The organism is Ochrobactrum sp. SFR4 (assembly GCF_019730395.1).
In the GTDB taxonomy this organism is placed as follows: domain Bacteria; phylum Pseudomonadota; class Alphaproteobacteria; order Rhizobiales; family Rhizobiaceae; genus Pseudochrobactrum.
In genome coordinates, this window is the sequence record NZ_JAAPBB010000005.1 from 271,227 (window position 1) to 292,007 (window position 20,781).

The 20,781-nt window shown below is 50.5% G+C and carries 18 protein-coding genes and 1 pseudogene; 10 read left to right on the plus strand and 9 right to left on the minus strand.

The genetic code is table 11. The annotated features are described in order from the left end of the window. Window positions 1–165: 165 nt before the first annotated feature. Window positions 166–1,584 carry a leucyl aminopeptidase family protein gene (locus HBA93_RS08810; protein ID WP_221723011.1) on the minus strand — a complete coding sequence of 473 codons (1,419 nt, stop codon included), beginning with the start codon at window positions 1,582–1,584 and terminating at the stop codon, window positions 166–168. A 177-nt stretch (window positions 1,585–1,761) separates the two neighbouring features. On the opposite strand from HBA93_RS08810, the gene HBA93_RS08815 reads away from it, so the two are divergent. Beyond that, window positions 1,762–2,601 carry a tetratricopeptide repeat protein gene (locus HBA93_RS08815; protein WP_121992078.1) on the plus strand — a complete coding sequence of 280 codons (840 nt, stop codon included), beginning with the start codon at window positions 1,762–1,764 and terminating at the stop codon, window positions 2,599–2,601. Window positions 2,602–2,672: 71 nt separating this feature from the next. Here HBA93_RS08815 and HBA93_RS08820 read toward each other — a convergent pair whose 3' ends face one another. From HBA93_RS08820 to HBA93_RS08855, 8 genes are all read right to left on the minus strand, one after another. Next, complete coding sequence (locus tag HBA93_RS08820) at window positions 2,673–3,671, minus strand: type II secretion system F family protein (protein ID WP_121992077.1); 999 nt, start codon at window positions 3,669–3,671, stop codon at window positions 2,673–2,675. A 12-nt stretch (window positions 3,672–3,683) separates the two neighbouring features. After that, window positions 3,684–4,688 carry a type II secretion system F family protein gene (locus tag HBA93_RS08825; RefSeq protein ID WP_121992076.1) on the minus strand — a complete coding sequence of 335 codons (1,005 nt, stop codon included), beginning with the start codon at window positions 4,686–4,688 and terminating at the stop codon, window positions 3,684–3,686. A 103-nt stretch (window positions 4,689–4,791) separates the two neighbouring features. Then, on the minus strand, window positions 4,792–6,255 hold the full coding sequence (locus HBA93_RS08830) for a TadA family conjugal transfer-associated ATPase (protein ID WP_221723012.1): 1,464 nt from the start codon (window positions 6,253–6,255) through the stop codon (window positions 4,792–4,794). 22 nt (window positions 6,256–6,277) lie between these two features. After that, window positions 6,278–7,555 carry a CpaE/TadZ family protein gene (locus tag HBA93_RS08835; RefSeq protein WP_353619333.1) on the minus strand — a complete coding sequence of 426 codons (1,278 nt, stop codon included), beginning with the start codon at window positions 7,553–7,555 and terminating at the stop codon, window positions 6,278–6,280. A 91-nt stretch (window positions 7,556–7,646) separates the two neighbouring features. Then, window positions 7,647–8,363 carry a CpaD family pilus assembly protein gene (locus HBA93_RS08840; RefSeq protein ID WP_221723013.1) on the minus strand — a complete coding sequence of 239 codons (717 nt, stop codon included), beginning with the start codon at window positions 8,361–8,363 and terminating at the stop codon, window positions 7,647–7,649. A 13-nt stretch (window positions 8,364–8,376) separates the two neighbouring features. Then, window positions 8,377–9,828 carry a type II and III secretion system protein family protein gene (locus HBA93_RS08845; RefSeq protein ID WP_286201835.1) on the minus strand — a complete coding sequence of 484 codons (1,452 nt, stop codon included), beginning with the start codon at window positions 9,826–9,828 and terminating at the stop codon, window positions 8,377–8,379. A 74-nt stretch (window positions 9,829–9,902) separates the two neighbouring features. Further along, on the minus strand, window positions 9,903–10,712 hold the full coding sequence (gene cpaB, locus HBA93_RS08850; RefSeq protein WP_221723014.1) for a Flp pilus assembly protein CpaB: 810 nt from the start codon (window positions 10,710–10,712) through the stop codon (window positions 9,903–9,905). Between the two features lie 146 nt (window positions 10,713–10,858). Next, window positions 10,859–11,356 carry an A24 family peptidase gene (locus HBA93_RS08855; RefSeq protein WP_121992071.1) on the minus strand — a complete coding sequence of 166 codons (498 nt, stop codon included), beginning with the start codon at window positions 11,354–11,356 and terminating at the stop codon, window positions 10,859–10,861. A 217-nt stretch (window positions 11,357–11,573) separates the two neighbouring features. On the opposite strand from HBA93_RS08855, the gene HBA93_RS08860 reads away from it, so the two are divergent. From HBA93_RS08860 to dnaN, 9 genes and pseudogenes are all read left to right on the plus strand, one after another. Continuing rightward, window positions 11,574–11,984, plus strand: coding sequence for a pilus assembly protein N-terminal domain-containing protein (locus HBA93_RS08860; protein WP_121992070.1), 411 nt, complete (start codon window positions 11,574–11,576; stop codon window positions 11,982–11,984). Between the two features lie 11 nt (window positions 11,985–11,995). Continuing rightward, window positions 11,996–12,601, plus strand: coding sequence for a TadE/TadG family type IV pilus assembly protein (locus HBA93_RS08865; protein WP_221723015.1), 606 nt, complete (start codon window positions 11,996–11,998; stop codon window positions 12,599–12,601). Then, a complete protein-coding gene (locus tag HBA93_RS08870; protein ID WP_121992068.1) occupies window positions 12,598–13,236 on the plus strand; it encodes a TadE/TadG family type IV pilus assembly protein in 639 nt (212 codons plus the stop codon). The genes HBA93_RS08865 and HBA93_RS08870 overlap by 4 nt, the downstream gene beginning before the upstream one ends. Window positions 13,237–13,319: 83 nt before the next feature. Beyond that, on the plus strand, window positions 13,320–14,561 hold the full coding sequence (locus tag HBA93_RS08875) for a phosphopentomutase (protein ID WP_221723061.1): 1,242 nt from the start codon (window positions 13,320–13,322) through the stop codon (window positions 14,559–14,561). After that, a complete protein-coding gene (gene mutM, locus HBA93_RS08880; RefSeq protein ID WP_221723016.1) occupies window positions 14,554–15,441 on the plus strand; it encodes a bifunctional DNA-formamidopyrimidine glycosylase/DNA-(apurinic or apyrimidinic site) lyase in 888 nt (295 codons plus the stop codon). Before HBA93_RS08875 ends, mutM begins: the two co-directional genes overlap by 8 nt. A gap of 46 nt (window positions 15,442–15,487) precedes the next feature. After that, window positions 15,488–16,261, plus strand: coding sequence for an enoyl-CoA hydratase (locus tag HBA93_RS08885; RefSeq protein ID WP_221723017.1), 774 nt, complete (start codon window positions 15,488–15,490; stop codon window positions 16,259–16,261). Window positions 16,262–16,521: 260 nt separating this feature from the next. Then, the gene (gene rpsT / locus HBA93_RS08890) at window positions 16,522–16,788 is read left to right on the plus strand and encodes a 30S ribosomal protein S20 (RefSeq protein WP_075654002.1); all 267 of its coding nucleotides are present in this window, start codon (window positions 16,522–16,524) and stop codon (window positions 16,786–16,788) included. Window positions 16,789–17,936: 1,148 nt separating this feature from the next. Further along, window positions 17,937–19,397 (plus strand): annotated as a pseudogene (dnaA, locus tag HBA93_RS08895) (chromosomal replication initiator protein DnaA); the annotation flags it as partial. A 246-nt stretch (window positions 19,398–19,643) separates the two neighbouring features. Then, window positions 19,644–20,762, plus strand: coding sequence for a DNA polymerase III subunit beta (gene dnaN, locus HBA93_RS08900; RefSeq protein ID WP_121992065.1), 1,119 nt, complete (start codon window positions 19,644–19,646; stop codon window positions 20,760–20,762). Window positions 20,763–20,781 lie beyond the last annotated feature (19 nt).

Consider the following 20,781-nt stretch of genomic DNA (forward strand, 5'->3'; position numbering starts at 1 on the left):
GCCCGTTATGAACAGGCAGGCTGTTTGGCTTATAGAACCGCTTTTAAGCGGAGCCTGCAAGAGGCGTCAGAGCATTTCCAGCAAAAGTGGGAACCGGTTTTGCGTTCGGAAATGCGTAAAAAAAGATAGAGCGGTTCAAATGATTCAAGATAAACTGTAACCGCTCTATGCGTAACGTTGTTTGATAACCTGATAAAGCGCACGGATACCCTGTGCAGCACCGCCCACAGTGGCTGCGGATTTCTCAACCGGTGTCCAGCCGTAAATGTCGAAGTGTCCCCAGACCTTGGCATTTTTGACAAAGCGCGAGAGGAACAGTGCTGCTGTGACAGAACCGGCAAAACCGTCGGTGGTCACATTGTTGGTATCTGCAACCTTGGAAGCGAGTTTAGCTTCATAAGGCGCCCAGAGCGGCATGCGCCACAACGGATCAGACTGTGCTGCTGCCTGTTCTGCCACTTTTGCAGCAAAGGCTTCGTCATGGCTGTAGAATGGCGGCAGATCAGGTCCCAGTGCCACGCGGGCAGCGCCTGTCAGGGTTGCCATATCGATAATGAGATCCGGATTTTCTTCGTCGGCTAAGGTTAATGCATCAGCCAGTACCAAACGGCCTTCCGCATCAGTATTGCCGATTTCAACCGTCTGTCCCTGACGGGAGGTCAGAATATCGCTCGGGCGGAATGCATTACCGGAAATGGAGTTTTCGACTGCAGGGATCAATACACGCAGACGCACCGGCAATTTTGCATCCATAATCATACGGGCAAGCCCCAGTACATTGGCTGCACCACCCATATCTTTTTTCATCAGCAACATGCCGCTGGCAGGCTTGATATCGAGCCCGCCGGTATCAAAGCAAACGCCCTTACCAACTAACGTGACTTTCGGATCGCTGTCTTTACCCCAGCTGAAATCAATCAGCCGCGGAGCGGTTTCGCTGGCACGGCCGACGGCATGGATCATCGGGAAATTTTGATTCAGCAGATCATCACCGATAACGGCAGTGAATTTCGCGCCATAAGCCGTTGCAAGGTTACGGGCTGCCAGTTCCAGTGAGTCCGGCGCCATATCACTGGTTGGTGTGTTGATCAGATCGCGGGTCATGGCGCTGGCATCGGCAAGACGACGGGCTTCTGCAATATCTGTCAGGCCTGATACGAACAGGCGGACACTTCCCTGTTCGTCTGATGTCGCATCTTTTTTATAGCGGTTGAACTGATAGCCGCCGAGCAGGAAGCTAACCGCGAATAATTCGGCATGGTCAGCTTTACCTTCAATATGCCAGTTGCCTGCCGGCAAGAGGCGGGCAAGCTTGCCGCCGATCAGACGGCCTTCGCCGCTCTTGTCTTTGTCCGCCGGTTCAATACCGAATAAAGCACCGCTGATCTGACCCTGTTCATTGGCCAGTGTCAGCAATTGTCCGGCTTTGCCCTTATAGCCGTTGGCTGCTGCCCAGTTGCGCACATTTTGCGGAAACGAACCATTGGTCAGTGCCTCTGGTGTGATCAGCCATATCGGACGGCTGTCCGCAGCCTGTTGATCGAGAAGGGCGGCACGGTTCGCAGAAAGAGGCAGGGAGGTCATATTGGTTTCCGGTATTTATTTGCGGGAGAGCGGCATGAGTCGCTGATGTCGGCTCAATAATTAACTCTCTATTAGGGTTAATGGAATATTGATTTTATCATATTCAGGTGAAGCGCGGGTTAATGCAGAGGACTGATTTCAGGCGCTTTCAACGACCGTATTTATGGAGACAGTTTGATGCAGAAAAATGCGCTGGCTTTTGAACAACCGGATAAATCATGCCGTGGCCCGCGTTACGGAAAAAGCCGTTTTCTGACACTTACTACTGCTCTTTTCATTACGGGGCTGGCACTGGCCGGTTGTAACAGCGTGGATCGTACAACAACCGGTTCGGTTGCCAAAAGCAGCGGTACTAAAGCTGAAAGATCTATTGAACAGATGAATGCGCAGCAACTGGCGCAAGCTGCTCAGACCTATGGCGCGCATTATCAGAAGAACCCGACCAGCAAAGTAGCTGCTCTGAATTACGCTACAGTGCTGAGTATGGCAGGCCGCAGTGATCAGTCGCTGGCGGTGATGCGGGCCATTGCGATTCAACTGCCGAAGGATAAGCAAGTCTTGGCCGCCTATGGCAAAGCTCTGGCTGGTGCAGGTGAACTGGATGCGGCGCTGGATGCAGTTCGCCGCGCACAGACCCCGGACTATCCGGACTGGCGTTTGCTGTCTGCAGAAGGGGCTATTCTCGACCAGCAGGGCAATTCCGCGGATGCCCGTGTCATTTATCAGAAAGCCCTGCAGATCAAGCCAGGGGAAGCTTCGGTTCTGTCTAATCTTGCAATGTCATATGTCTTAAGCGGTGATTTGCCGACGGCTGAGAAATATCTGCGTCAGGCGGCAACTGCGAATGGCAGCGACAGCCGCGTTCGTCAAAATCTGGCGCTGGTTGTTGGTCTTCAGGGGCGTTTTCAGGAGGCAGAAACTATTGCCTCCCGCGAGTTGTCTCCGGAGCAGGCAAAAGCCAATACAGATTATTTGCGTTCGATGCTCGCCAGACAGGGCGTTAAAAAGCAGGCATGAGGCCTGACAGAGTTTATGAATAAGCCGCCTGCCTGAATATTTCTTCAGGCAGGCGGTTTTGTTTTGAGAACTTAGTTGCCGGCAATGCCGCCCTGCCCGAAAATCTGGATCATAGCCGGGCCGAGAATAACCATAAACAAGACCGGCAGGAAAAACACGATCATAGGGATGGTGAGTTTTGGCGGCAGACCTGCGGCTTTCTTCTCTGCTGCCAGCAAGCGCATATCACGGCTTTCCTGCGAGAGTGTGCGCATTGCCGTTGCAACCGGTGTCCCGTAGCGCTCAGCCTGTATCAGCGCCTGTGTCATGGATTTGATCGCTTCCATTCCGGTGCGGCTGGCAAGATTTTCATAGGCCTGACGACGTTCCGGCAAAAAAGCCAGTTCCGCATTGGTCAGCATCAGTTCTTCAGCCAGATCCGCTGATTGAATGCCGATTTCATCCGCAACGCGGCGAAAGGCAGCTTCTGTGGACATACCGGATTCAACGCAGATCAGCATTAAATCAAGGGCATCGGGCCATGCCAGCGTGATGGATTCACGGCGCTTGGCAGCGATATTGCTGACATAGAGATTGGGTGCATAGAAACCGGCATAAGCGGCAATAATACATACCAGAAAACGCACGAATGTGGCTTGTTGCGCCAGCATACCCAGACCAAAGATCCAGAATATTGCGAGACCCAGAAATGCGAAGGGCAGAACAAAACGCATAAACAGAAAAACATTGAGCGGATTTTGTCCGCGAAATCCTGCTTGCCGCAGCGAGGCAACCGTCTTTTCATCTGCAAGAGCGCGGCGCAGATCCAGCTTTTCAACAAAGTCACGAATTCCGGCTTTTTGCTGATGTCGCAGGCTGATGCCGCGTTCTTTATCATTGGCCATCCGCGCTCTTTCGCGGGCACGAAGAGCCTCGCGCTCAATCGCGACAGATTTCATACGGCTTTTGAGCGGATCACGCTGAAAATAGGGCAACAGAAGTGTCATTATGGTTGCGAACATTGCAAACATAATGAAAAGGCTGATGAGCGTTTGCCGCTGAAAGAGAGTGGTTTCGAAAAATTCCCGCATGGCCACCTCCGCTTACATTTTGAAATTAATCATGGTTTTCATCACGAAAATTCCAAGAGAATACATGATGACTGAGATGACCAGCAAAACATTGCCGGCAAAGGTGGTGAACAGTGTTCCGATATAACCCGGGTTCATAAATGAGATAATTGTGGCGACAAAGAATGGCAGCGAGCCGATAATCGCCGCTGAGGCTTTGGCTTCCTGAGACATGGCCTGGACTTTGGCAGCCATTTTTTTTCGGTCGCGCAAAACACGCGACAAATTACCCAGCGCCTCAGACAGGTTACCGCCGGCCTGTGACTGAATTTGTATCACAATCGAAAAGAAATTTGTTTCAGGGCAGGGCATATTTTCCGGCATTTTGGAGACAGCCTCCGGTATCGTCAGTCCCATTTGTTGTGCTTCAACAATCCGGCGAAACTCCTCTTTGACCGGAGAAGGCGCATCATTTGCCAGCAAGCGCAGACTGTCATTTAAAGGCAGACCGGATCGTAAAGAGCGGGTAATGACATCCAGCGCATTAGGAAAATCATTGAGAAATGCTTTCATTCTCTTTTTGCGTAAATGCAGAACGATCCAGCGGGGCACACCAAAAAAGCCGACCAGTGCAATCAGCGGCAACATAATTAAAGGAATGCCGGCTATTAATCCGAGCAAAAAACAGAAAAATGCGCTGGCCGCGCTAATGAGATAAAACTGACGGACACTCCAGCTCAAACCTGCCTGTGTCAGTAATATGCGCAACGGCGGACTTTTTTGCGTTTTGTTTTGTGTTTTGTTACGGCGGTCAAGTTCGTCCAGATTATCTTGCAATGTCCGGCGACGCTTTTGTGCTTCGCTGGCTTTTTCACGCTCTGACCGCATAACAGCGCGGCTGGTTGTGGTCTTTTTAATTGCATCCAGGCGTTTTTGGCCGGTTTTCTCAGCTGTGATCCGGTCGAAAAAAATTGCATAAAGCAGGGCACCGACTGCAATTGCAGCCAGAACAACAAGCATAATTGTTGTGCCGTTCATTGAAGTGCCCTTTCAGTACCTGCTTCGGTTGGTCGGGATCATGTCAAACAAAGAAACTGAGTTTGTCTGGTAAAAAATTTAAGATAAAATCGCCCTGACAATGTTATGTCTGAGGACTGCCGGCGACTTCCATCGTGTCCAGAATAGTTGCGAGCCGCTGATCTTCATTATAGTAACGCGCGCGCTCCCAGAAAGCCGGCCGGCCAATACCGCTCGATACATGTCGCCCGATAATATTGCCGTTAATATCTTCGCCGAGGAACTCAAAATTCATCAGATCCTGTGTAATGACGATATCACCTTCCATGCCCACGACTTCTGTGATGTGGGTAATCCGGCGTGTACCGTCGCGAAGACGTGTTGCCTGAATAATCACATCAACGGAGCCGACAATAATTTCACGCACGGTGCGCTGAGGCAGTGTATAGCCGCCCATCGCAATCATGGCTTCCATACGGTTCAGACATTCGCGCGGGCTGTTGGAGTGGATTGTGCCCATTGAGCCGTCATGGCCGGTATTCATGGCCTGAAGCAAATCGAAAACTTCAGGTCCGCGAACTTCACCGACGATAATCCGTTCAGGGCGCATACGCAGGCAGTTTTTAACCAGATCGCGCATGGTGATCTCGCCTTCGCCTTCAAGATTGGGCGGGCGGGTTTCAAGACGCACGACATGGGGCTGCTGCAATTGCAGTTCCGCCGAGTCTTCGCAGGTAATGATACGCTCAGTTTCATCAATATAGCGTGTGAGGCAGTTGAGCAGTGTGGTTTTACCGGAGCCTGTGCCGCCTGAAATAATGATATTGCAGCGTACGCGGCCGATAATTTGCAGCAGTTCCGCACCCATTTGCGAAATACTGCCGAAACGCACCAGCTGATCGAGTGTCAGTTTGTCTTTTTTAAATTTACGAATGGTCAGAGCCGTACCGTCGATGGCCAGCGGAGAGGTAATGACGTTGACACGGGAACCATCCGGAAGGCGGGCGTCACAGATAGGGCTGGATTCATCAACACGACGACCGACCTGAGAAACGATACGCTGGCAGATATTCAGCAATTGCTGATTATCGCGGAAACGAACATTGGTCTCCTGCACACGGCCATTAACTTCAATATAGGTTTTTCGCGCACTATTGACCATGATATCGGCGATATCGTCACGCGCCAGCAGTGGTTCTAAAGGGCCATAGCCCAGAACGTCGTTACAGATATCATCGAGCAGTTCTTCCTGCTCGGCAATCGACATGACAAAATTTTTGATCGAGATAATATCATTGACGATCTCCCGGATGTCATCACGGGCTGCATCTGCATCCATTCTTGATAATTGCGACAGGTCAATTGTATCAATCAGTGCTGCAAAGATCTGAGATTTTGTATCGTAATAAGCTTGTGATTTTTCACGGACGGCCGGTGCAGCCACTGTTTTCACAGCAGGTTTGTCCGATGCAGATGCAGCCGTGCTGACCTGTGACGCAGGGGGCAAATTCGCTGTCTGACCGGCTGCCGGAGCAGCAGGTTTTACAGGACCGGTGGTTGGGGAGGCTGCACCTCTTTTTCCAAACATGGCTGTTGTCTATCCTTGTCCGTCAGGCAGAATTCTTGCGTTTAAGCTTACTGAAAAGCCCGGCCAGCGGTTTTGCTTTTTTACCTGGCTGCGGCACATCATGTTTGCCGAGCAGTTCACGTGCAATTTCAGTGATTTTTTGCGAAATTTTATGGTTCGGATCTGCTTCTCCGAGCATATGGGCATTATTTGCCGATGTACCGAAAAACTGAGGATCAAATTCAATCACAGCCAAGGGTTTGATATTCAGCGGTGAGCAAAAATCGGCAGCTGAAATTTCAGGACGTTTTGGTACACCGGTCTGGTTGAGAATGAGATGTGCGGGTTTATCATTCGGACGCAGCAGGATCAGCGTATCAAGCAAATTCTTGGTGTTCCGCAAACTCGCCAGATCAGGTGTGGCAACAATGATAATTTCGTCGGCCCGCATCAGGGTTGTACGCGTCCAGCTGTTCCAGCTATGTGGTATGTCGAGTACCAGCAATTGTGTGGTACGCAAAGCCGCATCGATCACGGAAACAAAAGATTCCGTGTCAAAATCATAGGTTTTCTCGAGTGTGGAAGGCGCTGCCAGCAGGGATAAATGTTCCGAGCTCTCTGCCAGAAGACGGTCAAGATAGACTTCATCCACCCGTTCCGGTGCATAGACTGCGTCGGCAATCCCCAGTGTCGGGTCCTGATCAAAATTAATATTGACCGTGCCGAATGGCAGATCCATATCTGCCAGTACCACCTCATGTTTGAACTGGTTGGCAAGGCTCCAGCTGATATTGTGGGCGAGTGTTGACGAGCCGACACCGCCTTTGGCGCCGATAACGGCAACATTTCTGCCGGAAGGCGCGGTTGCCGGATCCGTGAATAATGTATCCAGCACGGATATGACTTCGGTCAGGCTGGCTGGTGAGACAAGATAATCGGAAACGCCGTTGCGGATCAGCTCGCGATAAAGGCGCACTTCGTTGCTGCGGCCGATAATCAGAACACGGGTTCCGCTGTCGCAGACTTCGGCAAGCCGCATAATGTCTGCAAGCAGCTTATCCGGCCCTGCAGCACTTTCGAGAATAATGAGATGGGGCGTGGAAGTGCTCTGATAGGCTTCCAATGCTACATCAATGCCACCCGGGCGAATATGCCAGCGGGTGCGTGTGAGACGCCGGTCCTGAGAACAGGCCTGTAAAACAGACAGGCCGGCTTCTGTTTCACAGAACGCATCAATATTCAGGCGCGGCAACGGACGGATATGGGTTATATCCGTACCTGCATCCTGCAACATAGTTGTTGATGTGACACTGTCTTCCACGATCACGACCTTTGTTCTCTCATTTAAAGCAAAATTTCGATGATACGCGCCGGATGATGTTTTTGGATCCGGCGGCAGAAATTATGCGCCTTTAATACTGTGCTGTTAGACTGCGAGGATCTTGCCAAACTCCTGTTGCGGTCGGCGACATATTCTCATAGCCTTCTTCTCCGCTGATAATGCGGTCATTACGCGTGCCTTTAAGCGGCGATGTGGCACGAGGTCCGAGGAAATCAGCCGGATTGGCCACCTGTGCGGCCAGATTGGCCTGTGATGCACAGCCGAAATTCGCATAATGTTTATTTTCAGCTGTGCTCAGCATATCAGCAGGCCATCTTCCGCAAGGACCTGTCCCTGCGGTCATCGCATAATAGCTGATACGGACGGGCGCAGAGATTTGCGAATTGTTTACCTGATAGCTCTGGGTTGCAATATTGCTGGCGAGAACCCCGCCTTGTCTCAGGACTTTGGCAATGTCCATACTGATCCGGTAGGCGGCTGACTGATTAGCACTGCCTTCCGGCAAGAGAATGAAAACCATGCCTGAGCCCTGACGGCGATAGCCGTCTACTGCATTCTGGACAATACTGCGCTGCGTGATGGAGAGTTTCCGGTCATTACGACTGACCGGAATATCAGCTGTTCTCTCTCGTTCCTGAATCGTAATCGGGTGATTGGTGCGGTAATCATCCGGTGTGGCACCGACTGTCACATGATGCGTATTGGCACATCCTGCCAGCAACATGGTCACAAACAGGCTGCTGCCAATGAGGACTGAACGGGAGTAGGGAACGGTAATTTTTCTCATAATGCCTGCCCTCTTATTTGTAGATGAAGCCGACAACGCCGTTATAGCGGCCGTTTGGCAGGTTGGTTTTTGCAGAGCCGTAAACACGGTTGACCTTGCCCAATACAAAGCCGGCTGCATCACTTGGCGGAGCCAGATTATCATCAGGGCGTGCCAGTTCTGTTCTGGCAGTCGGGCGTACCAGATAAGGTGTAACAATTACGACCAGTTCGGATTCATTGCGCAGAAAATCACGGCTGCGGAATAAAGCTCCGAGTACCGGAATCTTGGACAGGCCGGGCGTGCCGTTAATGGATTGGCGGGTCTCATCGCGGATCAAGCCACCAATCATCATGGAACCGCCGGAAGGCATCTCAACAGTTGTATCGGCAACACGCTTGCGCAAAGAGAGAATGCTCGCACCGACACCGTCAGAGTTTTGTGAGCCTGAACCTTCGGTTGTTGGTTCTGAAACGGATGTGCGGACTTTGAGCGAAATACGTCCTGGCCCCAGAACGGTCGGCATGAATTCAAGGCCGATACCATATTCAATTTTGGCAAGCTCGGCTGTACGCTTACCGTTATCATCGGTGGTGACGCTGTTGAGAACATTATATTCACCACCAACTCTGAACGCAGCTTTTTCACCGGAAATAGCTGTGAGTGTTGGTTCAGCCAGCGTTTTCATCGCGCCTGCTGTTTCCATAGCCTGCAGATAGCCGCGGAAATTTTTGGTTTGCAGCCCGAAACCTGTATTCGAAAGTGTCTGACCAATTGCTCCGGAAAGACGATCCGACACACCGGTAAAGGTTACACCATTACTGCTTGCGCTGCCCATCATATTCACGCCGAGCTGTTTCATCACAGAGCGGCTGACTTCAGCAACAGTGACTTTAAGCGTTACCTGATCTTCACCGGCAATGGTAATCAGATTGATGATTTTGCTGGAACGACGGCGTTCCTGACCAAGTCCGCTGGTGATGGTAATATTGTTGCCGTCGCCGGAAGCTGAGGTGGAGGTGTCATTATACTGACCTGTTGTTGCCTCACCACCTGAAACCAGTAATTCGGCAAGCTTTGCAGCCTGTGCTGCATCCTGTGGGGTCTGTACAGATCCGGTCAGAACAATATTGTCATTGATGAGTTCGATTTTAATGTCGGAACCCGGAATATATTTTCGCAAAGAAGAAGACAGGCTGCTGACATCACGTTCGACCTTCAGATCAAGACTGGCAATTTGTTCTCCGTCTTTGCCGAAGACGATGATATTGGTTTGTCCGACGGATTTACCGAATAGATAAATACGCCGTGCTGTGCGGGTGACAGCATCGGCTGTTGCCGGATTTGCAACCAGAATATCATAGGCATCCTGCGGCAGATCCACGACGAGCGATTTGCCTAGTCCGAGATTGACCGGCTGGGAGCGCCCCGCACTGGAGATCTGAACGTCCTGTGCTTGTGCAGGACAGGAGGAGAGAACCGGCATAATCAAAGCAGCTGAGAGAAGCAGGGTTTTCAACTGTGAGCGGCCGTGCATATGGGAAAAAGATGGACGTGTCATTAGTTGATCCCGACTTCAGTAAGATTGCCAGATTTAATCATTTTGACCGGCCCGTTTTTAGAAGGTGAAACAACAAGATAGTCGGATGAGCTGGATGGTTCCGGTTTTGCATCGCGAACGGATCGTAATGTCAGGCTGATCCGGTCTGCCACAGATTGGGCAACGGCCATGATTTCAGCTTGTTCGTGGGTGACTTCCAGTGTTGCGGTGCGGCCGATAATATCTTTTTTGCCTGCATCGTCTTCTTTGATCGTCTGATCGATGGCCAGCACGCGCACATTTTCCAAGATGGTTTCCGTTAAAAACGGCATAGTGGCATTGGCTGCATTCCGCGTCGCACGGGTAATAATCACGTCGACACGATCACCGGGCAGAATGAAACCGCCCGCGGAACTTTCCGCTGCAATATTGGTCGCGATTGCACGCATGCCTTGCGGTAGCAAGGAGGACATGAATTGTTCACCTTCGCCGATCAGCTTGACTTTGCGGATAGGTTCTCCGGCGAGAACAGGAAGGCGCAGGCTGGATTTTTGCATGACATCCAGTGCATTCGGCTGTGAATCGCGGGTTATGTAATCGGTAGTTACAGAGTTTTCCGGCCATGACTGCCATTGTAACTGGCCGGATAATGATGCTCCTACGGGCAGATTAGAAGAAACGGTCAGAACATCTTTCACAGGCATGGCCGGAGCCGGCGCGCTGACTTCAATGACTTGCGGCGGGGCATCTGTCATGGTCAGCGCAATATAGCCTGCGGCACCGGCAGCAAGCACGGCAACAGCCAGAATGATCAGGCGTGAAGTGTTCATTTGATATCCCCGCATTGAGCGTGTGATTTTGGCACATACTCTAAATGCAGCAGGAATCGTATAATTATGGTTAACGAAATATTATTATTGATTTTATTAAAACAATTATGCTGATTGTGTGGGCGGAAAAAATGTTCTGCCGTTCTTCAGGCCTGAACCAAAGCAAGATCGGGATATATCCACAAACCGGCAATGGCCAAAGCTATGCCATAGGGGATGCCTTTTTGAGGGTCACTCAGCCGGTAAAGAAAAGCTATATCTTTGATTTTGCTTCTGTTGATAAGTTTGCGCAGCAAAAGAATACATAAAGTCAAAATGCCGCCGGCAAGGGCGCTTATAAGCAAATAATCTGCAAGACTGGCTGAAAAACCGGTCCACAGAACCGTGGCACTTATCAGCTTGGCATCACCACCGCCCATTGCATTAATGGAGAAGAAAGCAAAACAGACGGCGAGAGCTGTACCTCCCGCCGCGATGTGCAGCAGGATATCTTTTGCCGGCAGCCCGTAAAGCGGCGCGAGAACAAGAAAGCCTGCGGCCAGAAACAGGCAGGCAATATTGCGTATCTTCATAAACAGAAGATCAGAAATTGCAGCATAAATCATGGTGCCGCAAAAAATCATAGCAATGAGAAAAGCGAGCATAAACGGCCTGAACTTTGCAAAAGCATTGTTTGAGTTTCATTCTGTTGCCGCCAGAGATACTTTAAAGCCCTTTACCTTCAGGTTAATACTGCCGGATGCGACACATTTTACTGAATATATATGGCTGGCTTACAGATCTGCCGGATAGTGAAATATAGCTATTAATTGTTCTTTCATCCCTGTTGCGCATAGTGCGGTGAGCTACGGGGCTTATTTTATGGCTGATAAGAAAATGACAGATCTGAGAAAACTGATATTGGCAGCGTTTCTGGGCGGTGGTGTTCTGACACATCCGGCCGCAGCAACAGAAATTCAGGCAATACAGGTTCAGACGGATCAAGCGCATATTCTGCGTCTGGATAAGCCTGTTAAATCTGTCATTATTGGTAATGATGCTATTGCTGATGCCGTTATGCAGGATGCCAAAACCATTATTCTCACCGGACGCAATAATGGTGTCACCAATCTGGTTGTGATGGATCAGAATGGCGATACATTACTGGATGAGAAGGTCATGGTCGGGCAAAATGATCTGGCGACGACGCGTGTTTTCCGGGGCTCCAATATGATTGTATTGTCCTGTACGCCGATTTGTGAGCCTAAAGTCGCGGCTCCGCCCAGATCCTGATGATGTTACGGATGTTTAGTTTTCTGGCATATGCAGGAAAATTTAATAAAATCATGAGTGACCGGTCTGAGAAAAACTCTGCACGACATCTTGTAAAGTCATTTCGCTCGTTCGGCCGGGACGAAAGGGGTGTTACGGTCATTGAGTTTGCGCTGGTCGTCTTTCCGTTTTTGTTTTTAATTTTTGCTATTATTGAACTGGGGCTGAGCTTTACAGTGCAGCAAATGCTTGCTCATGCGACAGAAGATGTGAGCCGGCGATTTTACACGGGGCAGGATACAAAAGAAAACACAACACCCGAAATGGTGAAGGATCGTATTTGTAAGAAGATAAGGTTCATGCCTGTCGTTGATTGCAACAATCTTTATATCAATTTGGATAATTACAGTACTTTTTCAGAAGTGCCTGTTAAAAACCTTGTGACAAGTAACGGAATGCTTGGACGCCCTTCCCGGATTAATCTGGGCGGACCATCAACGATTAATCAGATTAATGTATTATATCGCTGGCCGGTTCTGACCAATATTTTCTATTATTTTAATCCGAATGTAGAAAATAAAGACAGAGTGCTTCCTCTGTTTACAACTGTAACCTGGCAGAATGAACCGTTTTCATGATTGGGCTTCATCATAAAATAAACGGAGCACGTTTGGCTTTAGCTGGCAGTTTGCGAAAATTCGGTACGCATAAATTTGCGCTCTTAAGAAAGTTTAGCAAAGACGAACGCGGTGTATCTGCAGTGGAATTTGCGCTGCTTCTGCCGGTTCTGATTATAATCTATGCAGGCGTGGCTGATGTTTCACGCGGTGTGGATGCAAACCGTAAGGTGAACCGGGTTTCCAGTGTTGTCGGAGATCTGGTGAGTCGGCAGATCAGTGTGTTGCCGGCACAACTTGATGATATTTTTACTATCGGCTCAACAATTATGGTGCCGTCCGTAGCTGCGCCACAAATCAGGATTTCGTTTCTTAAAGTTGAGAGAGTAAATAATAGTAATACATTTATTGTCAGGCTTGACTGGTCACGGAAAACATCCAGGTTTGTTGAGAAAGGCAATGCAAAGGAACAGGCGGAAAGGCGGGTTTACCTTCCGGAGAAACTGCGTCAGGAACCGATGAATTATATTCGTGTCGAGACGCAATATACCTACACTCCTCTGCTTTCTTTTCTTCTCCCGAAAATGGACATGGAGGAGACCTATTTTATCAGTCCGCGTTATTCAGATGTTATTCCCTGCGCTCAGTGCCGATGATTTCCTTGCTTGACGCTTAAGGTGGTTTTCATGATATGCCTTTCATGAAATACTCGGTGAAGCAGTCTGAAGGCGCTATTCTCATGCGACGGGTTATCCTTATTGTCCTCGATTCTTTCGGCATAGGCGGCGCACCGGATGCGGCTGCTTTTGGCGATCAGGGAGCCAATACGCTGGAAACAATTGTCCGTTTTCGCACGGACAAACAGATACCATTACATATTCCGCATATGCTGGCACTTGGATTGGGGCAGGCGGCGCAGCTTGCGGATAGTCATTTTCCTGCCGTTTTTAATTCTGCCTTGCCGCTGCATGGCCTGTGGGGCACTGCGAGTGAAGTCTCAAAAGGTAAGGATACGCCTTCCGGTCACTGGGAAATTGCAGGCTTGCCGGTGCCTTTTGACTGGGGGTATTTCCCGCATAGCATTCCGGCCTTTCCTGAGGATCTGACGGATACAATTATCCGACAGGAGGGCTTAAGCGGAATATTGGGCAATTGTCATGCCTCAGGCACTGAAATTATTGCGCAATATGGTGAGGAGCATATCCGAACGAATAAGCCGATTTTTTATACATCGTCAGATTCCGTGTTGCAGGTGGCTGCGCATGAAACATATTTCGGCTTGCAGCGACTTTATGATCTGTGCGCGGCTTTGCGCCTGCTGGTAGATCCGCTGAATATCGGCCGTGTTATTGCTCGTCCATTTACCGGTGAAACGCCGGAGAGTTTTGAACGCACCGGCAACCGGCGCGATTTTGCTGTACCGCCGCCGCAGCCCACACTGCTGAATATTGTTGAGGCATCAGGACATGATGTTTATGCGGTTGGCAAAATCAGTGATATTTTTGCGGGATCGGGTGTTACACAATTGCGCAAAGCCCATGGCAATCAGGCGCTGGTTGATGCCACATTGAATGCAATGGACGAAGCCGGTGACGGTGATTTGATTTTCACCAATCTGGTGGATTTCGATATGCTCTATGGCCACAGGCGCGATATTGCCGGTTATGCAGCAGCACTGGAGGCATTTGATCAGCGCCTGCCGGAACTTCTTGGTAAAATGGGCGAGGGAGATTTGTTGATTTTGACTGCAGATCATGGCTGTGATCCGGGTTGGCAGGGCAGCGATCATACCCGCGAATGCGTGCCCGTATTGATTGCCGGTGCGGGGAGCGGCACAATCGGCATGCGTAACAGTTTTGCGGATATCGGCAAATCTGTAGCAGCATATCTGGGGCTGAAAAATGATCTTGCCGGTGAAGATTTTCTGACAACTGATACCGGCCATGGACAATCAGGACGCAGCGGAGAAAGATATGCCTGAATTACCGGAGGTGGAAACGGTCCGCCGTGGTTTGCAGCCGGTTATGGAAGGTGCAACTGTTGAAGGACTGGTTTTAAACCGCCCAGATCTGCGCTTTCCTTTTCCTGAGAAACTGAGTGAGCGTCTGCAGGGGCAAAAAATCATCTCGCTGGGGCGGCGGGCAAAATATCTGCTGATTGAATTTGAAGACGGTGCCAGTTTGATCAGTCATCTGGGTATGTCCGGCTCGTACAGGATTGAACCTGATCTGCGTTTTTCATCCGGAAACCGGACGGAGGATGATTTTCATTATCCGCGCTCCAAGAATACAGCCCATGACCATGTGGTTTTTCACTTGCAGACAGAGGCACACGGCCAGCGTCAGGTGATCTATAATGATCCGCGCCGTTTCGGATTTTTGTTGCTATGCGGTGCCGGAGAACTGGAAACACATCCGTCACTGAAAGACCTGGGCATCGAGCCGACAGGTAACAGCCTGTCAGGTGCGGTTCTTGCAGATCTATTCCGAAACAAGAAAATTACATTGAAGGCAGCACTGCTGGACCAGCGGCTGATTGCCGGTCTTGGCAATATTTATGTCTGTGAAGCTTTGTGGCGCTCAGGTCTTTCACCCTTGCGGGCTGCCGGAGATGTCGCACAGGATCCGCAACTTGCAGAATCGCTGGCCACATCTGTTCGTGAGGTGATTGCCGAAGCAATCGTAGCAGGTGGTTCCAGTCTGCGTGACCATCGTCAGGCTGATGGCACCTTGGGTTATTTCCAGCATAGTTTTGCGGTTTATGACCGTGAGGACGAACCATGCCGGCGCTGTGGCGCAACGATACAGCGCATTGTGCAGAACGGGCGTTCAACTTTCTTTTGCGCTGCTTGCAGCGCCTGATTCTTTTCCCGTTCATAAATAATCACTGCCCTGAGGGAGTATCTTGATGGCCTATGAAACGATTCTTGCAGAAACACGTGGCAAAACCGGTCTGATCCGGCTCAACCGCCCGCAGGCGCTGAATGCACTGAATACACAACTGATTACCGAACTGACAGATGCGTTGCAGGCATTCGACCGGGATGATGCAATCGGTGCGATTGTGCTGACCGGTTCTGAAAAGACTTTTGCTGCCGGTGCCGATATTAAGGAAATGCAGAACCTGACTTTTGCCGATGCTTACGGGCAGGATTTTTTAAGCGGCTGGGAAGGGATAAACGCTATCCGTAAACCGGTAATTGCTGCGGTGAGCGGCTATACGCTGGGCGGCGGTTGTGAGCTGGCAATGATGTGCGATTTCATCATTGCGGCGGATAATGCTAAATTCGGTCAGCCGGAAATTACACTCGGCATTATTCCGGGGATGGGCGGTACTCAGCGTCTGGCGCGTTATGTAGGCAAAGCTAAAGCGATGGACATGGTTTTGACCGGCCGGATGATGGATGCTGCAGAAGCCGAGCGTTGCGGGCTGGTCTCGCGTGTTGTAGCGCCGGAAGTGCTGCTGGATGAGGCTCTGAAAGCGGCGGAACGGATTGCTGCCTTTTCACGACTCTCAGTGATGATGGCAAAAGAATCGGTCAATCGTGCTTTTGAAACGACACTGCATGAAGGGCTGAAATATGAACGCCGTTCTTTCCATGCCCTTTTCGCTACGGAAGACCAGAAAGAAGGCATGTCGGCCTTTGTCGATAAGCGTAGTCCGTCTTTCTCCAATCGCTGAGTCGCATTATGCGGGCGCTCCGGCCATAAAACCGGAGCATCGCCTGTCAGAAAACGTTCGGGAAACCATCTTTTACGGGTTTCAGGCCCTTGTGGAGAGAGAAACCAGATTGACGGCGCCGACAAGCTGATCTATAAGCGCGCAACAGTGAGACGGCTTTCGGGCTGTCCGGATAGATTTTTGCCCGGTGGCCTGCCCCTTCGATGTGATATCGATGCTGAAAAGCCCGCTGGAAAGCTGACAGAAAAAGAGAGGCATTTATGGCCAATACACCTTCGGCCAAGAAAGCGGTTCGTAAAATCGAAGCCCGCACCGAGGTCAACAAATCCCGTCGTTCCCGCGTACGCACTTTCGTACGTAAGTTCGAAGATGCTGTAGCACTCGGTGACAAGGCTGCTGCGCAGGCTGCTTTCAAGATTGCTGAGCCTGAACTGATGCGCGCCGCTTCTAAAGGCGTTGTTCATAAGAACACTGCTTCGCGTAAAGTATCGCGTCTGGCTGCACGTCTTAAAGGTATGACTGCCTGATATCAGGTTGTCCTTTAGTTTAAAAAAACCGGCCTCAGTGCCGGTTTTTTTGTGTCTGAATTTTATGTTTCTCCTGAATATTCAGAAGATCAGAATCGGGAGCAATATTAAAAGGAATCTCTAAAATATTGGGAGAATCTCTTTTTCTATATTTTTATATTTGCAATAAATTTTAAACGCAGAACCCGTCTTTATGCACAGTTCTGAACTGAGTCTGGGGATTGCCTCAGAGGAGCTTGAGTCAAGTGAATTATTATTATTTTTTTTCGCTCCGGAGATTCCGGAAGGGTTAATAATTGCTCCGATAAAAAGATGTTGAATCCAAAGGTCTTATTAATTTCAGACCCTGTATCAGAATAGTTATGCGTACCGAAAGACAGATCAAATGATTAAAAAACTCTTAACGGCGGTCTTGCCCTAAGGCCAAAGATATCGCTAATGTTAGCCGATCAGTGCTCTGGACCATTAGCCTAAAAGCTGTCGGCGTCCGGTTATAATTTCATGGCGTGCAAAGTGATCTGACGCAGAATTTCCCGTTCTGCGAAAGAGTATCTGTGTGCCTGCGAATGATCGGCACTGCGGGGGAAATATCCTGAACGAGGATCTGACCTGCGGTTGCCGGAAAGTGAAAGGCCGTTCTGAAATGATGGGAATGACATCATTTACCGGTCATTAACCTAAAAAAAGCTTTGCGCAGCTGCAGATGGAAACAGAGGTTGTTGAATGGTTCAATACGGGCAATCAGCATGGAGTGACCGGAATATGAGTCGTTGCTTGCAGGATGCTCACCGGACCATCAGAAACGGACCGGAAAAGAGCATGCTGTAAAAAACCGGCAAAACTGAAGCGAACAGAATTTTATAACGAACAAAAAAATCAGAGCGGAAGCTGAGAGACCGTCCCGGCCAAACCGCTGAGTAACGAGCATCTGAACAGGATGCATCCGGTATGATGGAATGATCTGCCGCAACCAAAAAACTGAACACTATTGTGAGGCGAAAATGATTGCAAAGAATGAGGCTAAACTGGACGTGGTAAGCGAAGCCGGTCAGCCAGTCCCGCCGATCAGTCAAAGCCTGCAGGGTCAGTTTGATGCGGCGCCGGATTTTATGAGTGAGAAAGAGAATATGACTTTGACAACCGCTTCTCCGGATGAGGCCTTTGAACGACTGCTGAGCAAGCTGAAAGCACGCGTCGGCAGTGAAATATTCTCTTCGTGGTTTGGTCGTCTGAAGCTGGATGAAGTCTCCAAGAGCGTTGTGCGTTTTTCCGTGCCGACCGCATTTTTGCGCTCATGGATCAACAATCATTATGCTGAAATGCTGACCATGCTCTGGCAGGAAGAAAACCCGCAGATTCTGAAAGTTGAAGTTGTGGTGCGCGGTATGAGCCGCACAGCCCGTCCTGTTGCGCCGGTTGCGGATGTTATTGCGGAAGTTCCGCAGCTTACTGCTCCGCAGCGCGAAAAGCCGGTTTTCCCGGTCGGTCAGAGTTTCTCGGCTGAAAAACGCGCCAGCCAGGCAGAAGTGGCCGCTCAGAGCGCCGCGGCCGGTTCCGTACTCGGTTCTCCGCTTGATCCGCGTTATACTTTTGACAGCTTTGTTGACGGTGCTTCCAACCGTGTGGCGCTTGCTGCTGCCCGTACTATTGCTGAAGCCGGCTCCAGCGCTGTGCGTTTCAATCCGCTTTTCATTCACGCCTCTGTTGGTCTTGGTAAGACCCACCTTTTGCAGGCCATTGCTGCCAGTGCTTTGCAGCGTCAGGACAAGCCGCGTGTTGTCTATCTGACGGCTGAATATTTCATGTGGCGCTTTGCAACTGCAATCCGTGACAATAATGCGCTGTCCTTCAAGGAACAGCTGCGTGATATCGATCTTCTGATTATTGACGATATGCAGTTCCTGCAGGGTAAGTCGATCCAGCACGAATTCTGCCACCTGATTAATACGCTGCTCGACAGTGCCAAGCAGGTTGTTGTGGCCGCAGACCGCGCCCCTTCCGAGCTGGAATCGCTGGATGTGCGCGTGCGCTCCCGCTTGCAGGGCGGCGTGGCGCTTGAAATGGCGGCACCGGATTATGAAATGCGTGTGGAAATGCTGAAGCGTCGTCTGACCGCAGCGCAGGCAGAAGAACGCAATATTGAAATTGCAGACGATATCCTTGCCCATGTGGCACGCACAGTCACCGGCTCCGGCCGTGAACTGGAAGGCGCATTTAACCAGCTGTTGTTCCGTCAGTCCTTTGAGCCGAACCTTTCAATTGACCGCGTTGATGAGCTGCTTGGTCATCTGACCCGCGCCGGTGAACCGAAGCGTATCCGCATTGAAGAAATTCAGCGCATTGTTGCCCGTCATTACAATGTGTCGAAGCAGGATCTGCTGTCCAACCGCCGTACCCGTACTATCGTGAAGCCGCGTCAGGTAGCGATGTATCTGGCAAAAATGCTGACACCCCGTTCTCTGCCGGAAATCGGCCGCCGCTTTGGCGGGCGTGATCACACCACAGTTCTGCATGCTGTCCGCAAGATCGAAGATCTGGTCGGTGCTGATCTTAAACTGGCGCAGGAGCTGGAATTGCTGAAGCGCCTGATCAACGAACAATCCGCATAAGCTGTCACAGATACCGATGATTCTGTATCGCGGCTCTGGTCGCGATACAGTTCATAGGCGGAATATCGGGGCAAAGAGCGCATTCATCAGTCTTTATGCAGAAGAAATCGCTGTTGTGCTGTTCTGCGGACTTGCAAAGCCCCCTGAAATTCTGGCAGTTTAGCCGTCCAAGAGGCGCCTGTCGCGCCGTGATCTCCGGTGCAGCTCTGTTTGTTGCCGGACAGATGTTAGCGAGTTCTGTACATCATGCGCGTAACTATTGAACGTTCAAATCTTCTGAAATCTCTCAACCATGTGCATCGCGTGGTTGAACGCCGGAATACGATTCCGATTCTCTCCAATGTGCTGTTGCAGGGAGAAGACGGCGTGCTGAAGCTCAAGGCCACTGACCTTGATCTGGAAGTGACCGAATCGACCGAAGCGGCAATTGACACGGCAGGAGCTACAACAGTTCCGGCGCATCTGCTTTATGACATCGTGCGCAAATTGCCGGACGGTGCTGAAGTGATGCTGGCCAATAATGAAGACGGCACAGCAATGTCGGTTGTTTCCGGTCGCTCGTCCTTTCGTCTGCAGTGCCTGCCGCAGTCCGATTTTCCTGAACTGACAGCGGGCAGCTTCACCCATACATTCCGTATGGATGCGAGCGCGCTGAAACGTCTGATCGACCGCACCAATTTTGCGATCTCAACGGAAGAAACCCGCTATTACCTCAATGGTATTCACCTCTATGCCGGTGAAGATGACGGCCGTTTGGAACTGCGTGCAGTGGCCACCGATGGTCACCGTCTGGCACGTGCAGCGATGGAAGCGCCAAGCGGTGCTGAAGGCATGCCTGCGATCATCATTCCGCGTAAAACTGTTGCGGAATTGCAGAAGCTTGTTGATGTGCCGGATATGCAGGTGACGATTGAAGTCTCGGATGTGAAAATCCGCTTCACTGTCGGCACAGTCGTTCTGACCTCGAAACTGATTGACGGCACTTTCCCAGAATATAAGCGCGTGATTCCGGCCGGCAATGATCGCAAGCTGGTGATTGACCGCCAGAGCTTTGCTGCTTCTGTTGACCGTGTTTCGACCATTTCCAACGAGAAAGGCCGTGCGGTTAAGCTCAGCATTTCCGATGGCCTTTTGACCCTGACCGTGAACAATCCTGATTCCGGTTCCGCAACCGATGAAGTGCCGGCAGGTTATGACAGTGAACCGATGGAAATCGGCTTTAACTCGAAATATCTGCTCGATATCACATCGCAGCTTTCCGGCAAGGAAGCCGTATTCATGCTGGCTGATGCCGGTTCACCAATGCTGGTGCGCGATGAAGGCGACGAACATCTGATCTATGTTCTGATGCCGATGCGTGTATAAGTGCACGGGTGAGTACGAA

Coding starts and splice junctions, on each gene's coding strand:
- HBA93_RS08810 (WP_221723011.1), bottom strand. CDS start 1,584: ATGACCTCCCTGCCTCTTTCTGCGAACCGTGCCGCCCTTCTCGATCAA.
- HBA93_RS08815 (WP_121992078.1), top strand. CDS start 1,762: ATGCAGAAAAATGCGCTGGCTTTTGAACAACCGGATAAATCATGCCGT.
- HBA93_RS08820 (WP_121992077.1), bottom strand. CDS start 3,671: ATGCGGGAATTTTTCGAAACCACTCTCTTTCAGCGGCAAACGCTCATC.
- HBA93_RS08825 (WP_121992076.1), bottom strand. CDS start 4,688: ATGAACGGCACAACAATTATGCTTGTTGTTCTGGCTGCAATTGCAGTC.
- HBA93_RS08830 (WP_221723012.1), bottom strand. CDS start 6,255: ATGTTTGGAAAAAGAGGTGCAGCCTCCCCAACCACCGGTCCTGTAAAA.
- HBA93_RS08840 (WP_221723013.1), bottom strand. CDS start 8,363: ATGAGAAAAATTACCGTTCCCTACTCCCGTTCAGTCCTCATTGGCAGC.
- HBA93_RS08845 (WP_286201835.1), bottom strand. CDS start 9,828: ATGCCGGTTCTCTCCTCCTGTCCTGCACAAGCACAGGACGTTCAGATC.
- cpaB (WP_221723014.1), bottom strand. CDS start 10,712: ATGAACACTTCACGCCTGATCATTCTGGCTGTTGCCGTGCTTGCTGCC.
- HBA93_RS08855 (WP_121992071.1), bottom strand. CDS start 11,356: ATGCTCGCTTTTCTCATTGCTATGATTTTTTGCGGCACCATGATTTAT.
- HBA93_RS08860 (WP_121992070.1), top strand. CDS start 11,574: ATGGCTGATAAGAAAATGACAGATCTGAGAAAACTGATATTGGCAGCG.
- HBA93_RS08865 (WP_221723015.1), top strand. CDS start 11,996: ATGTTTAGTTTTCTGGCATATGCAGGAAAATTTAATAAAATCATGAGT.
- HBA93_RS08870 (WP_121992068.1), top strand. CDS start 12,598: ATGATTGGGCTTCATCATAAAATAAACGGAGCACGTTTGGCTTTAGCT.
- HBA93_RS08875 (WP_221723061.1), top strand. CDS start 13,320: ATGCGACGGGTTATCCTTATTGTCCTCGATTCTTTCGGCATAGGCGGC.
- mutM (WP_221723016.1), top strand. CDS start 14,554: ATGCCTGAATTACCGGAGGTGGAAACGGTCCGCCGTGGTTTGCAGCCG.
- HBA93_RS08885 (WP_221723017.1), top strand. CDS start 15,488: ATGGCCTATGAAACGATTCTTGCAGAAACACGTGGCAAAACCGGTCTG.
- rpsT (WP_075654002.1), top strand. CDS start 16,522: ATGGCCAATACACCTTCGGCCAAGAAAGCGGTTCGTAAAATCGAAGCC.
- dnaN (WP_121992065.1), top strand. CDS start 19,644: ATGCGCGTAACTATTGAACGTTCAAATCTTCTGAAATCTCTCAACCAT.